We start from the raw sequence: 15005 nt of genomic DNA on the forward strand, positions 1-15005 counted from the left end.
CCGACTGGGGAAGGCTAGTTCGCCGATTTCACATAGATCGATTGGCGCAGCACGCTCGATTTTCCGCCAAGCGTGAGCATGACTGGTCCTTCCAGCCTGATCTTGAGCGAGGCGGCCTGCTGCGGATCGAGTTCGAGGCGGTATTCGCCTGCAGGCAAGCGCTCGAACAGGAAGAAGCCATCGGATTCGCTGCGCGCTCTCGCGGCAAGGCTGCCATCGGGCCGGAGCAGGCGCAACTGAAGCCGCGAGACGGCGCGTGTGCCGGATTCGGCGCGGAAATAGGCCGTGCCCTCGATGTCGCTCAAGGTCACGATCGCGAAATCGCTGGTGTGGATGCGGCCCGGGCGCGGCACCAGTTCGATCCCCGCGCGCGAAGGGGCGAGCGCGATATCGGGCATGGAATCGCTGTCCACCCGGATCGAGGCGCGCGCGCCGTCGCCCAATCCGGGGATGAAGGCGCGCCCTTGCGCATCGGTGCGGCTCTCGTTCGTGCCGGACAGGAAGGTGACGCCCTCGACCGGCCCTTCGCCGGGATCGCGCACGCCGTTGGCATTGGCATCGGCAAAAGCGGTCAGCGCCGCCGCGCCGCCGCTGGTCAGGCCCGGCCGGGCGATGAAGGCGCGGCCCGAAAGCGGATTGCGCCCGAAGCTCAGGCCCACGCGCAGGGCGAGCGAGAAGTTGCGCTTGGGAAAGCCGTAAGAGCCATCGAGCGCGACGTTCACCGGGCCAACGCGGCGGATCGCCGAAAGCCCCAGCGTCGTCTGGTGGTCCGCCAGCGTATGCGTCACCCCGCCGCGCACCAGCGTGTTTTCGCCAAAGCGCCGGTCGGCCTCCAGCGTTACCGATTGCAGGTTGAGCGTGGGCACAAGTCCATAGCCGAGGCTGGCGCGGTAGCGCATCTTCGAGCCCGATAGCGTGGCGAGATCGAAGTTGCCGATCAGGCGGCTGCTGCTCGGCGTGGTCGGCGCGCTGACCCGGTTGAAGTCGAAGGTATTGGACAGCAGTACGCCGCCCAGTGGCAGCGTGGTGCGCAGCGCCGCGTCGGTCTGGCGGCGGCCATCGGCATATTCGATCCGACGCACCTGGCTGGTGATCGGCATGACATGCGCATTGGTGCCCGATCCGAAATGGAGCGTCGTGTTGAGATTGAGCTCGCTGGCGCGGCGCAGTGGATCGGCGGTAAAGGCGCGCACCTCGTCGATCGCGCCGCCGCCGTATTCGGCGTGGGTTGCGCTGTAGGCCAGACCGAAGAGCTTGCCGCCAAGGCCCACCTCGATCGTCGTGCCCCCTCCGTCCTGCACGCCGAGGTCGAGCCGCAAGGCCGTTGCGCCGATCCCGCTTCTGAGCCCGGCCGCTGCCAGCCAGCGCTGCTTGCTGCCGCTGTCCCATGTCGCCGCGCCCAGCGTGGCAGTGACCGCGCGCGAAATGCCGTACCCCAGTTCCGCCGTTGCGCGCCACGCGCCGAAATCGGGGGCCGGGCTGAAGCGGGGGCCGCGCACGCCGAACAGGTTCACGTCCTTTTGCGCCGCGCCCACGCTGTAGATGAACTGCCCCGGTGCAAGGCGGCCATCGCCCACGCTGATCTTGCGCACAACTTCGCGGCGCTGGCCCTGCGGCCCGTAGAACACGAGGCGGAACACGTTGAGCCCGAAATCGACCGGTACTTGCAGGAAGGCATACTGTCCGTTCACCGGCGTGCGCGTCGATCCGATCAGCGCGTTGTTGCGATAGAGCTCGACTTCGTAACCATCGAGCAGATCGCCGCGCAGATCGACGGAATCGAAGATCGAGGCCTGTTCGAGCGGCGCGTTGGTCACGAAAGCGCCGCGCCCGCTCACCCCGCGCAGGCCGATGGGCAGCGCCCCGGTGGCGACATCGCCAAGCTGGAACTCGGTGGCCTTCAGCGGCCCCAGCAGATCGCCATCGGGATCGCGTCGCCCCAGTTCGAGGCGCGCTGCCGTCAGCCCGTCGCGCGTCGATGCGCTGGCATAGGCGCGCGCGGTCATGAAGGCGAAGTCCCCGGCAAGGCGCAAGTCGGCTTCCAGCCGCGTGCCGAGATCATCGTCGGTCAGCGCGCGCAGCTCGGTCTCTGCCACGGGCAGCGAGAGCGCCCGCCACGGTGTTTCCTCACGCGGGAAGCGCGCCGGGCCTTCGCGATTGGAGCGCGAGGCAAGGCGCTCGCGGTCGGCCTCGCGCGCCAGGCGCTCCTCGAAAGGGAAGGGCTCGCGCGTCTTCACCGCGATCGTCTGGGCCCGCAGATCGACCTTGAGATCGAGCGGGAAGAGATCGGAAAAGCGCTCGGCTTTCAGATAGAGCTCGCCTTCATAGGCAACCGCATCGCCCTTGCCGAGCGGCACCGGCTGGCCCGCAACCACCAGCGTGCCATCGCGCAGGTTGAGCGTGACCGTGCGCTTTTCATTCAGGAACCAGCCGCTGGCGTAGTGACCATCATCGCTGACGGCGATCGGCAGGTCGAGAAAGCGGGTCAGCGCACCAAGCGGCAGATAGACGCCTTGGCGCAGGCCGTAGGCAACAATCGTGTCGCTCATCTCGCCTTGCGCGGTCTCGATCTGGAGGATCAGTTCGTCGTCGTCGCTGATCACCGGCACCGTGGAAGCCGCGCCAAGCCCCGCCTGATTGGTGACATTGGCGCGCAGCGGGGATGCGGTGAGGGCGGGCTTCGGTGCCGCCGCCGGCGCGCCGAATGCTGGTTCCGGCAGGGCACGGCGGCTTTCGGCAAAGCTGCGCGAGGCGGGCTTGGCGGGAGCCGTGGCAACAGGCGCCGTGCCGGCCGCCACGGTCGTCAGCGGCAGCGAGGTTGGCGCATAGGCGAGGCGCGTTGGCGCGGGTTCTAGCTTGGGAAGCGGTGATTTGGGAGGGGGCGGGGGGACAGCTACCGCAGGAGAAGGCTCCGCTCCGCCAAAGGCAGGGCGCGGCAACGCTTCGGCGAGCTTGATGGCCGGCGGAGGAGCTGGTGGCTGGGCCGGGAGCACGGCCTGCTCTGGCGCGGCCTGTTTTGCGGGCTGCGGCGCGGCGGCCGCCGCCGCGACCACCGGCGCCGGGATTGGCCCAGTTTGGGCCGTGCGCGTCTCCGCCGCAGGTTTGATCGGCTCAGGCGCAGGCGCAAGTTCAGGTTCCGGCTGAGGGGGTAAGGCTTTGCTGACAGACTGCGCTTCCGGTGCCTTCGCCAGCGCGGGTGGACGAGGCGCAACTGGCGCCGCAGGATCGGCTACGGGATCAGCTGCAACAGGTTCGCCAACTGGCGGCGCAGGCGCAGCAGCAGCCGGAGGACCGAAGGTCGGCGCAGGAAGTGGATCGGCAGCAACAAGCGCGGCAGCTGGCGGCGGTTCCGGCGGCGGGGCAGCGGCAGGTGCGGCTGCAGGCGGCACCGGCTCGGCAACCGGTGCGGGCGCGGCAGCGGGCGGCTTTGGCGCAAGCACCGGCTCCGGTGCAATCGCGCGGCGAAACTCGGCCGAAAGCACACCCGCGCTTTCGGGCTGCGGTGCAGGTTCGGCGAGGCTGGACGCAAGCGGAGCGGCCTCTGCCTGTGCCAACTCTACCGGCTTCCCGCCCGCATGCTTCGGGCTGGCCTTCCTCCCCGGCCTGGCCTTGGGTGCCTGCGTTGTCGCTTCCGCAAAGCGCGGTTCGGGCAGCTTTTCCAAGCGCCGGGTCTTCTTCGCCTCGCGCGGGGGAGCGGCGGCGGGGCCTTCCGGCGGCGTCAGCTCACGACGCGCGGCATCTCCCGCGAGCGCGAGCGTTGCGCCCAGCACGACCCGCAGCGAACTGGAGGATCCGCGTTGCTGGCCCCCCCCGCGTGGTTTCACGGCACGATGAATTCCTGACGCGCGAGCACTTTGCCGGGTGACATGTCGTCATCGACATAGCTCACTGTCCAGCGCGTTCCCTTCGCCAGGAAGCGCGGCTCGGTAGCGGGATCGATCAGCACCTGCACCGCGCGTTCGGCGATTTCGGTGTAGACGCCGATGCCCTTGATCTCGGCCACCGGCTTCTTGGCGCCCGGAGCGGTGATCGTGATATCGCCAAAGGCCGAACGCGTGCCATCGCGGGTGATGGTGAGCGAAAGCGCGGCAGGGCCACCTGGCGGTGCCGAGAGCGCGATATCCTTCAAGCCCGCCGCCAGGGTCGTTTCGCCCACGCGCACGATCACCGGGATCGAGATGCCGAAGCGCGGCACGATGCGCACGCCAATGCCGTTGCTGGTCTCCGCGCCCGCGGCCTCATCGATGCTGGTGCCCCCGGTTTCGGGCGGGACCGAGACCACGGTAAAGTGCGAGCGGTATTCGCCCGGTGGCAGATCGGGCGGTACGCGCGCCATGATCCGCACCATCTGCGCCTCGCTCGCCGGCAGCGCGACATGGCGCGGCGACCAGCGCAGGAAGCCGCTGGCGGTGTGGACCGCATCGCGTGCCGCCGCGTCCTGCACCGCCGCCAGATCGACAAGCCGCCCATCGCGCTGCATCGCCATGTCGCTCACGGTGATTTCGTACTCACCGGCAGCAGCGGCGCGGTTGTAGAGCCCGACGCTGGCGATGCGCGTACGGTCGTCGATGACGACGCGCTTGGGGAAAAGGTTGATGTCGCCCATGCCGCCAACCGCGCCGGCAGGCAGCGCAGCGGGGGCGGGCGGCGCGTCCGCTGGTTCGTCGCCTTGGTTTGCTGCCTGTGCAAAGGCACTGGAAGGCAACGCAAAAACGAGACTGAAGCCCAGCGCGGCGGTCGTCAGCTGTGCCGCAAGGCCGCGGTGTCCGATGTTTGGCAAGTGGTACGTCCCGGGTCAGCGAAATAGGTTAACGCCCTTATGGGGAATCCCTGATTCGCTGGCAATCGCGGACTACTGATAAGTCACAGTTACGACGTAGGTACCCGTATAGGTGCCGGTGGTCTGGTTCGCCCCGACATTGAGCGTGGCGCCCACCGAAAGTGCATAAGTTCGCGTGGTGCTGAACACGTCGCCCGAGGTCCAGTTGCTGCGGAACGCGCTGAGGCGCATGTTGCGCGTGCCCCGGCGCAGGATGGCGACCGTGGGCAGATCAACGCTGAAGGCGCGGCCCGCTTCACCGACGACGGCAAAGGTACCGGGGCCCCGGCGCACGGTCTGCGCGATCGCCGTGCTGGTGATGACGCCGCCCGTGGTGGTGATCGTGCCCGAAGGTGAAAGGACCACCGTTCCCGCTGCCGTCGGACGCGTCAATTGACCGAAGGAAAGGGTATCGATGGGTGCGATCGCCAGCGGCGTGAGGATGACCGCCTGCGCCGCGCCGCTCACGGTGGAGCTGCTCGGGGCTGCGAACGCAGTGCCGGAAAGGGCTGCCAGGGCGCAGGCCATGGCCGCCATTCCGGACAGGAATCGCGCGGGCGAAGACATCTAGGGGTTCCGAAAAGGGAGGGCACAAGCCGGGGGCCGCCGCTATCGGCAGCCCCCGTCGGTTCTGTGCGATCAGTTGTAGGTGACAGTCGCCGAGTACGAACCGGCATAGGCGCCGGCCGGTTCGGTGCCGGCCAGGGTCAGCTGACCACCGACCGAAAAGCTGGCGGTGCCGCCAGCGCTCAGCGTGCCGGACGCAGCCGAAGCTGCAGTGGTGAAGCTGATGGAATTGGTGCCATCGGTGACGGTGCCCGAACCGGTGCTGATCGAGAACGAACGGCTGGCATCACCCGTGACGGCGAAGGCGTCGGCCGAGTTGGTCGAACCCGGAACGAAGGCGACATCGCCGCCGACCGAGCCCACGCCCGCCGACGAAACGGTGATCGAACCGCCGGTGCCGGTGGTGAAGCGGCCGAAGCCGAGGGCCGCGCCTGAAGTGTGGGTGAGCACGATGGGTTCGACGACAGTGGCGGTGGCGCTGCCCGTGGCGCTCGAGGTGTTGCCCGAAGCCGCGAAAGCCGGGGTGGCCGAGATCAGGGCGATGGCCGAGGCGAGAATGATCTTCTTCACGTAAATGCTCCCGAATAGTGGCCGTGGCGCCTCCCCCCTGGGCTGCGACACGACCGCAAACTGCGGTACTGCGAATTCGGGCTGGATCGCCGTTATTCGGTACGTAGTCGTACGTATTCGGGGCGAGTTAATGGGTAGTTATTTGCATTTTTACTTAAAACCTGTCCCAGAATGAGAATGTACACCACTTGGTAATGTCTCTTTATTCGTAATTAACCAAGCAAGTGGCGGCTGTAAGTTGAATATCTGCATTTAGTCATGCATGCGCTGGCCATGCCGAGGCACCTCGTTGCGGCGTCCAGGTGACGGAAAAATTGAGAAATATTTTTTGCCGCCCGCGATTTTTGCGTAACCTGAACGCCCGGCGCGGCCTTCTTGCGGCGCCGGACACGCAAAAAAGCCCGCGGCCGATGCGGCGCGGGCGGTGGGAAGGCAGCGCGTTTCGCGCGGCGTCAGTTGTAGGAAGCGGTGATCTGATAGGTGCCGTTGTAGGTGCCGACAGTCTGCGCTGCGCCCACGGCAAGCGTGCCGCCTACCGCGATGTCGAGTGTGCCGACCGGCGATCCGGTCAGCGCGCCAACGGTGAACAGGGTGATCGTCATCGATCCGCCGCTGCGCGTCACGGTCGCGGCAGCCGGCAGGGTCACGAAGAACTGGCGGCCAGGTTCGCCGGTCACGCGGAACTTGCCGGCCTGGGGGCCCGAACTGCCTTGGGCGATGGCGGTGTTGCCCGCCATACCACCGCTGGTCGAGACCACTCCAGCCGTGCTCACGGTTACCGTGCCCGCCGCAGTGGGGCGGGCCATCACGCCAAAGCGCAGGGGCGCTGTGGCGACGATGCTGATCGGGGTGATCACCGTGGCGCTGGCCGTTCCGGTCATCGTCGCCGTTCCGCCAGGCGCCGCCAATGCCGGGTTCGCAGCCGGGAGCGGCGCGGCGAGCACGGTCAATGCGGTCAGAAAGGGTCGGATGCGAAGGGTCATGAACTGGCCTGGTCTGGACTTTGTGCGCCGAGAGTCCGGCTGCCGCCCTCAAGGCGACAGCCGGCGCAATCCCGGGCTCAGTTGTAGGTGACGGTCGCGGAGTAGGTGCCGGTATAGGCCCCTGCAGGCGCCGTGCCGGTCACGGTCAGCGTGCCGCCGACGGTGAAGCTGGCGGTGCCGGTGGTGCTGAGCGAAGCCGTCGCGGCCGAAGCCGTGGTGGTGAAGGCGAGGTTGGTGGCACCCGAGGTCACGTTGCCGCCAGTGGTCGTGATCGAGAACGAGCGGCTGGCATCGCCGGCAACGGTGAACTGGTCGGCCGAGTTGGTCGAGCCGGGCACGAAGGTCACATCGCTGCCGACCGAGCCGACGCCTGCGGCGGTGACGGTCACGCTGCCGCCGGTGCCGGTGGTGAAGCGGCCGAAGTTCAGGCTGGCCGAAGCCGGGTGGGTCAGCACGATCGGCGAAACGATGGTCGCAGTCGCGGTACCGGTGGCGGTCGACTGGTTGCCCGAACCGGCGAAGGCGGGGGTCGCCGTGGCGAGGATGCCGATAGTGGCGAGAATGATCTTCTTCACGTCGTATGCTCCTGATTTTCAGTTTCGCCCCGCAACGTCCCGGTCTTGGAGCTGGTAAACGCGGTTTCATCAGGGCTCTCGGTTTCCCGTGACCTGATAGGTAAATGTCCTAAGGAAAGATGGTTAACAAACCGTTTGCCTGCGAAACTCTTTGCAAAGAATTTGCGCTATCGACTTGAATTCCGCCGTCGCGCGTCGCTGGCTATTAAATTGAAAACAAATATGATTTGGCCGATCAAGTGCCGACCCTCGACGCAAATCAGACAGCTCCGCCACCGCGTGCCGCCTGGTAAGAAATGCCGATTTCGGGTTAACCCTTTGCGCGCCGTGCAGCCGCTTTCACAGCGGGCTGCCGCGCGGGGATCAGTTGTAGGCGACGGTCGCCGAATAGGTGCCGGTATAGGCGCCGGTCGGGGCCGTACCCGTGACGGTGAGCGTGCCGCCAACCGTGAAGCTGCCTGTGCCTGTGCCGCTGAGCGTGCCGGTCACGGCCGAGGGCGTGGTAGTAAAGGCAAGGTTTGTTCCGGCCGAGCTCACGGTGCCGCCGGTCGTGGCGATCGAGTACGAACGGTTCGCATCCCCCGCGACGGTGAAGCTGTCGGCCGCGGTGGTCGATCCGGGAACGAACGTCACGTCGCTACCGACAGAGCCGGTGCCGGTGGCCGTCACCGTTACCGTGCCGCCGGTGCCGCGCGTGAAGCGGCCAAAGTTGAGGCTGGCCGAAGCCGGATGGTTCAGCACGATCGGCGCGACGATCGTCGCGGTCGCCGTGCCGGTTGCTGTCGACGTGTTACCCGATCCGGCAAAGGCCGGATTCGCCGTGGCAATCGTGATCAGCGCTGCGGGAAAAACTCTCTTCACCGGTTAAACTCCTGGTCCCGTTGCCCCGCACCGGAGATACGGCGAGGCCTGAGGGGCCGGGGTTTCCCAGCGCCCTCATACGTACAAATCCTAAGTATGTATGGTTAATGAAAGGTAAGTGCCGGGAAAAGGGGTGCCGGTGGCCGCAACGGCGCGCGATCAGATGTAGGTGACCATGATCGTCAGGGTGGCGCGGTAGTGCGCCGGTGCCGTGCCGGCGGGCACGTTGAGCCGGCCGCCGACGCCGATGCGATCCTCGCCCTTGTCATCGAGCTGGCCGATGCTGGTCACGCTGCCGGCATGGCTGCCCAGATGCACGCTCAGCGCATCGATGGCGAGGGCGGGGGCGCTTCCGCCGCCCAGGAGCGTCCCGGTAGCCGTGATCGCGGCAGGCGCGCTGACGGTGTAGCTGCGGCCGGCCTCGCCACTGACAAGAAAGCGGGCCGGCGCGATTCCGGCGCAGGCACCGCCGCCTGCGCAGGCCGGCGATGTACCCCCGGCATACGTGGCACCGCCTTCGGCCCCCACGGTGATCGACCCGCTGGCCGTGCGCGAGGACGTGAGCGAGCCGAAATCGAGGTCATTCAGCGAAACGGCGATGATCGGCATGACGATCACTGCCTGTGCCTGCCCTAGTGCCGTGGCACTCTGCCCGGTTGCCGCCAGCGCCGGGGTTCCGATCACGGCAGCGAAAGCCGCGAGAAGGTGCCGGCCGCGCATCACAACTCGGCCAGCAGGGTCACGACAATCGGCACCGGAATCGCAAGCTGCGCGCCGCCTGAAGTGCGGGCGACCTGCAGCGTGCCGCCAACGCGGAACGTGCGGCTGCAGATCCGGCGCTGGCAGCCCGTCAGTGTCACTTGCGCCGTCTGGCCGGGGAGCAGGGCATTCACGCCCGGCAGGTCGGTATCGAAGCTGGCGATCGTGCCGGTTACCCCGCCGCTTACCTGGCTCGCCGTGCCGGGAACCAGCACCGCGATCAGCAGCGAATAGTTGGTGTTGGCATTGTTACCGCGATCGTAGGTGACGGTAAACTGCGCCGGGCCGGGTGAAGTTCCTGTAAGCGGAATGATGGCCGAACCTGTAACCGACCCGGTTGCAGAAACGGTGCGTGTGCCGGTCGTATCGGTAAAAAAGCTGCCAAAGCGCAAGGCCTGGTCTGCGCTGACCGTGACCGAAGGCGCAGCGGCGAGGGCAGGGGGCGAAAAACCCGCAAGGCCCGCGCCCAGAACGGCCGCCGCCATCCAGCGGATCGTTCGGTTCAGGGGGGCGATGCGAACGCGGTGCAAGCGAGCCAATCCTCCGCAAGACAAGGAGCGAGGCTATGGTTGATAAACTTGTACCGGCACGGCGGCAATACGCGGGAAGGCGCAGTCCCCGGTTGGAACATGCTAAGTTAGTTCATTAACGGAGATACTTACCGGCCGATCCCCAATGCGGCGAGGCTGTTCGAATCGAACTTCACCCGCATCGTCGCGAACAGGCCCTTGGTGGTGTTCCGCGCGGCGGCGAAATCGCGGTCGCGGAAGCCGGTCAGATTGTAGCCGATCACGACCATCACGTTGTCCGCCGGAACAATGCCGATCTGCGGGCCGATTGCATAGGAGGTCGTGCCATCGGAGAGGCTGCGGCGCACCGTGGCGCTGCCGCCAACCTCGATGCGCTTGCCGATGCCGATCCGCGCATCGACGCCGCCGAGCACGGTCGTGCCGGCAAGGTCAAAGCCCTGATAGCGATCGAGATTGTGCCGCGCGGCGACGAACACGCTGAGCTCCGTGCGCTGGACCATCTGCCCATCGACCCGGCCATTGGGTGCCCAATCGCCCGAGAAGCTCGCAACGATCCGGCGCGAGCGGGCATTGCCATCGACGGTGAGCGCGGTGCCGTCCGTCGCCGCGCCGGTGCCATTGCCGTTTGCGGCGGTCACGCCCGAAATGCGGTCGCTGCGGAATTCGAACTTGCTGAGGAATGCGAAGGCAGAGGTCGCCGGGCGGTGCGCGATCGAGATTGCCGCGCTGCCCACTTCGCTCGTCGCGCCGCTCGCATCGCGCATCGTCGAGTAGGTCACCGCGCCGCCCACCACACTGCCTTCGCCCATCTGGCGGATCATGCCGAAGGTGAGCCCCTTGCGCTTCGAAAGCTCGCCATTGCGCAGCTCGGCCCGCGCGGTCGCGCTCCAGCGGCCCGAGCGCCATGTCGCGCCAAGCGTGTAGGCGGTGAAGTCCTCGGCAATGGTGGTCTGGTTGCTCCCGCCGACCACCGCAGTGCCGCCATTGGTGGCGAGTGCGCTCTTGCCGCCGATCACCTTGTTGCCATCGATCGTCGCATCGAGCGTCAGGGCCTTGCTGATCGGCAGCGACTGCGCGAGGCCGTAGGCAGCGAAGGCGCGCCGCCCTTGCTCGGTGATCGCCTGCTGCTCGCCGGTCGCGGCCAGGCCCTTGGTCGCCTGCTGACCGATCACCGTGGCGATCTTTGCGCCCGTCCACGGCTGAACTTCCAGCCCGCCGCGCAGTGTGCGCGTCTCGCCCTGGCTGCCGCCTCCGATTTCGTAATCGCTGATCAGGCGCACATCGGGCGTGATCGCATAGCGCATACCGATCCGGTAGCGCGGCGCCTGATACGAGGTCGCGTCGCGGCTGCCGATCGAGATCGACCCGGCTGCGTTCAGTTCCAGCTTGTTGTCGAACATGCGCTTGGTGCTGCCAGCCTCGATCAGCGTAGTGCTGCCGCCCTTCGCGCCGGTGGGGCCGGCCGCGGCGCCCTCTGCCAGCGTTTCGCTGTAGTGCGCCACGCCGAGCCGCATTTCGGTGCCGGCCGAGTTCCACGTCGTGCCCACCTGGATCGCGCTGCGGTGCGAACCGTCGATCAACGACTGGTCGCGCCACGCCGCCATGCTCACCAGCCACTTCTGGGTCAGGCGGTAGCGGGTATCGAGCCCGATCTTGCGGCGGCCAAGCTCGCCGATGCTCACTTGCCCCACACCGAAATTGGCATCGAGCGAGCGGATATAGGCCAGCACGTCGAGCCGCGCGTCATGGCGCTCGGCCTCGATCAGCCATGCGGCCTTGGTGCTGCCGCCGGTCGCATGGCTCATCGCCGCTTCGGCGCGCACTTCGGTCTTGGTGCCGATGTAGACTTTGGCATCCACCGCGCCGAGATTGGTGCGCATCACCGCCGCGCCCGTGTTCGCCGACGCATCGCTGATCGCGGTCGCGCCGAGGCGCACCTTCTCCGACTTGTTGCGCCATTCCGTACGCGCGCCCGCATTCCACGCCCCGCCGTTCAGGGTGTCGATTTCATAGTCGACCACGATCTGCTGCGGATTGAGGTTGCCATCGCGGCTCAGCACCGGCTGCTTGAAGGTGATCGTGCCTGCCAGCAGGTCGATGTCGTAATCAAGGAAGCGCGTCATCACCTGGCTCGAAACCACGACTTCTGACCGGAAGCGGTCGCGCACTTCGATCGTCACCGTTTCGCTGTTGGGCACGATCGCACGACTGGAGAGGCGATAGGGCCCGCTGATGCCGCCGCCGGGGATCTGGTCGCGGCGGTGCGTGGTGGCGACCTTGGCGGCATAGGCTTCAGTGCGCATCTTGCCGAGGCGCGCCTCGGCCTTCACGCCGGTCATCGTGCGCTGATAGCGGCCGAGCTGGGTGTGCTCGAAGCCGGTGTCGAAATCGCCGAACATCGCGCGCACTTTGGCACTCTCGATGCGGACGTAGAGCTTGTTCACGCTGGCGGCATCGAAGCGGCGGTCCGATCCATCGGCGAAGACGGTGTAGTAGGCCCTGGGGTCGAGCCCGCCGAGCAGGCGCTGCTCTGCGCGCTGCTTGGCGCTGTCATAGGCCACGGTTGCCAGCCATTTGCCCTTGATCCGGCCCTTGGCATAGAACGCCACGCGGGCGTGATTGCCCAGATCGCTGTCGAACTTGCCGGTCCGCTGCATGTGATCTGCAATCGTCTTCGCACCCACAGCACCTTCGGCAAGGCCGACGAGCGTCCATTTCGCTTCGCCCGGCACGACCCAGGTTTCGAGCACCTGCTGGCGCTTCACTTCGCGGTCGGTGAACTGGAAGGTGAGGTCGAGGCTGCCGCTGACCATGGTCGGCGCCAGCTCGATCAGCGCAACGCCGTCATCGCCCTTGACGATCCACGTCGGCGGCGCGCGGTCCAGGCCGGACAGCACGCGGCTCTGCATGGCATCGAGCGCCGCCGCGCTTTCATAAGGCGCGGAGAGCGTGATCGGGCCGGAAATGCCCGCATGAACCGGGCGGCCGGTGCGATCGAGCACGCGCACCGCAACCACGGGCCGCGTTGCGCCGTCCGCGACAAGGTGGGTGCGTTCGAGCACCAGTTCGACTTTCGCCGGCGTCGCACCGAAGTGAACGGTACGTGTCAGCGTCTCCACCACCTTGCCGCTTGCATCGCGCACTTCGGCATCGAAGCGGGTGTCCTCGCCGGGCAGGGGCAAGCCGCGCCACACGCTCATCGCAAAGCCTTCGGGCGAGCTTTGCGCGCCGTCGAACGCGAGCTTGTCGACCGGCTTGCCGTCTATCTTCAGCGCCACCGTCTGCCCCTTGCGGTGGCGGATCACCACGCGCGTTGTCGGCGCGCGCGGGTTGTAGTCGGCCGTCGGGAAGACGAACTCGTTGGGGCCATCGCCCCTGGCAATCCAGTCGGTATCGCCGCCCGCTGCTGTGCGGTCGCTTTCCGCGACGGGCTTGGCAGCCGCTGCTGCTGCTGCCGCTGCGAGCGTCTCGGCAGGCACGGTGGCGGCGAAATTGGCCACGACGAGGCTCCCGCCCTGGCCGATCACAAAGCGGCTGGATGCGCTGCCGGCGCTGCGGGTGGAGCGCGTGCAGTCCACGAACTTGCCGCCCTTGGGCAGCGTAACCGCTTGTGCTTCAACGACATGCGTCCCGGGCATCAGCGCTTCGAAGTGATAGCGCCCTTCCGCATCGGTGACCGCGAAGCTGCCATCTTCGAGCACGAGGCGGACCCCGCCGATGCCGGGGCGCGGCGCGCTGCGCGTGTTCGGCACGTCGCAGCTGCCCAGCGTGATACGGCCGATCAGCGTCATCGTCGCAGCGAGGTTGTCGCGTTCGATGCGGACAGCAGCGCTCGCCGTTGCGGTTAATCCGCGAGCATCAACTGCGTCGATACGGTTAAGTGCATTGCCTGCGGAAGCTTCGGGCCGCACGGTCATGGCATAAGTCACGGTGCGGGTCGCGCCCGGCGCAATCGTGCCGATGGCGATTGTCATCGTGCGGCCGTCCGGCGCAACCGTCACGGCGTCCGTTGCGGCCTTCGCGCCATCGATGCGGATCGTGGCGACGCGCAGACGCAGGTTCGGGGACGGCGTGTCGCTCAGCACGACACCCCGCTTCGCCCGCCCAGTGTCGGTATTGCGCACGGAGATCGTGTAAAACACCGCATCGCCCGGTTGAGCGACCTGGCGCGAGGCGACTTTGCTGAGGCTGACCGCAACCGGTGGTCTGTCCACCGGTATGTCGACACGGACCGGCGCCGGGCTCGAAAGTGCCAGATTCTCACCATAGGATGCTGGCAGAATAACCAGATCGCCCCCATCGGGGCGCCTCAGGCCGGTAAAGTTCTTCGGAGTGAGCGACGATGGCGCTGTATAGGGTTCGGGCGGGATGACGACCAGCCGATAGGTCCCGAGCGGGGCGAGCGGGAAGCGGTATTCGCCTTCCGGCATCTGCCATGTGCGTCCGGCGCCATCGGTGATTACCGATCCGGTAACGATTGTCGAAGGCCAGCTGGTCACGCCGTCATCGGCAAAGACCCGCGCCGGCTGGCCGGTGGCGACATCGACCAGCGTGACCCGCGCGCCGTCGATCGGAGCGGCATCTTCGCTATCGAAAACAAGGCCATAGGGATCGGCAAGCACGTCGACATCGGTCTTGATGACCGAACCATCGCCGCTCGCGCCGTTGTAAGATACGGTCACCTTGTCACCGCCCGAGATGCTGAGGCGGCAATCGCCGTCCCTTGGCTGCGGCGGGATCGCACTGGTCGGAATGGCGCCATAAAACACGCCGCTGTCGGCGGCGGTTTCAGTGATGATAACCTGCTCGCGGTCGCCGCTCGCGGAAGTGATGGTCACGTTGACCGTATCGATCTGCGCGGGATTGAGCGACGCGCGATCCAGGACGAGGCGGAAAACCACAGGCTGGCCCACGATGATGCTCGAGATCGTGACCGGATCGCCCGGATTGGCGCCGGCAACGTCAACCTTGACGTCGGGAAGCGTTCCCGTGCCGCAATGGCCGCTGTTGATCGTGAAAGTGTCGCCGCCGCCGGGCAGGGGCAGGACCGAAATCTTGGGGTTGTCCTTCACCACATCGAATGAAACCGCGTTGGAATCGGCGGTCAGTTCGGCTTCGCCCTGATTCCATCGCGCATGGGCGGTGTTGGTGATGGTCTTCGCCGCGGCGGGAACGCTGGTCGCGATAAGCAGCGCTGCAAAAAGCAGCGCGGCCATCGCCCAGATCCTGTTCCGCAATGCCGACATGGCGTTTGTTCTTTATTTTCAAGACAAAAGGAGGGTGGGGCGGCGGCATACCCCCCAGGTTGCCCTGGGCTCTGCCGCCGCCTGAATGTCCTGCG

General features: G+C 66.7%; 10 protein-coding genes. All 10 read right to left on the reverse strand.

Annotation, left to right across the window (positions count from 1 at the left end):
• Positions 1-14: 14 nt before the first annotated feature.
• Positions 15-3824 (reverse strand): hypothetical protein, encoded by a 3810-nt coding sequence (locus ACO06X_RS17495; RefSeq protein WP_421837460.1) that lies wholly within the window; start codon positions 3822-3824, stop codon positions 15-17.
• Positions 3821-4780, reverse strand: coding sequence for a hypothetical protein (locus ACO06X_RS17500; protein WP_421837461.1), 960 nt, complete (start codon positions 4778-4780; stop codon positions 3821-3823). The genes ACO06X_RS17495 and ACO06X_RS17500 overlap by 4 nt, the downstream gene beginning before the upstream one ends.
• A gap of 72 nt (positions 4781-4852) precedes the next feature.
• Positions 4853-5347: a DUF4402 domain-containing protein gene (locus tag ACO06X_RS17505; protein WP_421837462.1), complete on the reverse strand. Its 495-nt coding sequence runs from the start codon at positions 5345-5347 to the stop codon at positions 4853-4855.
• Between the two features lie 111 nt (positions 5348-5458).
• On the reverse strand, positions 5459-5956 hold the full coding sequence (locus ACO06X_RS17510) for a DUF4402 domain-containing protein (protein ID WP_421837463.1): 498 nt from the start codon (positions 5954-5956) through the stop codon (positions 5459-5461).
• Between the two features lie 452 nt (positions 5957-6408).
• Positions 6409-6939, reverse strand: coding sequence for a DUF4402 domain-containing protein (locus ACO06X_RS17515; RefSeq protein WP_421837464.1), 531 nt, complete (start codon positions 6937-6939; stop codon positions 6409-6411).
• Positions 6940-7016: 77 nt separating this feature from the next.
• A complete protein-coding gene (locus ACO06X_RS17520) occupies positions 7017-7514 on the reverse strand; it encodes a DUF4402 domain-containing protein (protein WP_298169244.1) in 498 nt (165 codons plus the stop codon).
• Between the two features lie 363 nt (positions 7515-7877).
• Positions 7878-8375, reverse strand: a complete 498-nt coding sequence (locus ACO06X_RS17525; protein WP_421837465.1) for a DUF4402 domain-containing protein — start codon at positions 8373-8375, stop codon at positions 7878-7880.
• A 159-nt stretch (positions 8376-8534) separates the two neighbouring features.
• Complete coding sequence (locus tag ACO06X_RS17530) at positions 8535-9059, reverse strand: DUF4402 domain-containing protein (RefSeq protein WP_421837466.1); 525 nt, start codon at positions 9057-9059, stop codon at positions 8535-8537.
• Between the two features lie 35 nt (positions 9060-9094).
• Positions 9095-9664, reverse strand: coding sequence for a DUF4402 domain-containing protein (locus ACO06X_RS17535; protein WP_421837467.1), 570 nt, complete (start codon positions 9662-9664; stop codon positions 9095-9097).
• A 128-nt stretch (positions 9665-9792) separates the two neighbouring features.
• A complete protein-coding gene (locus ACO06X_RS17540) occupies positions 9793-14880 on the reverse strand; it encodes an isopeptide-forming domain-containing fimbrial protein (RefSeq protein ID WP_421837468.1) in 5088 nt (1695 codons plus the stop codon).
• Positions 14881-15005 lie beyond the last annotated feature (125 nt).

Source organism: Novosphingobium sp. (assembly GCF_965229225.1).
In the GTDB taxonomy this organism is placed as follows: Bacteria; Pseudomonadota; Alphaproteobacteria; order Sphingomonadales; family Sphingomonadaceae; genus Novosphingobium.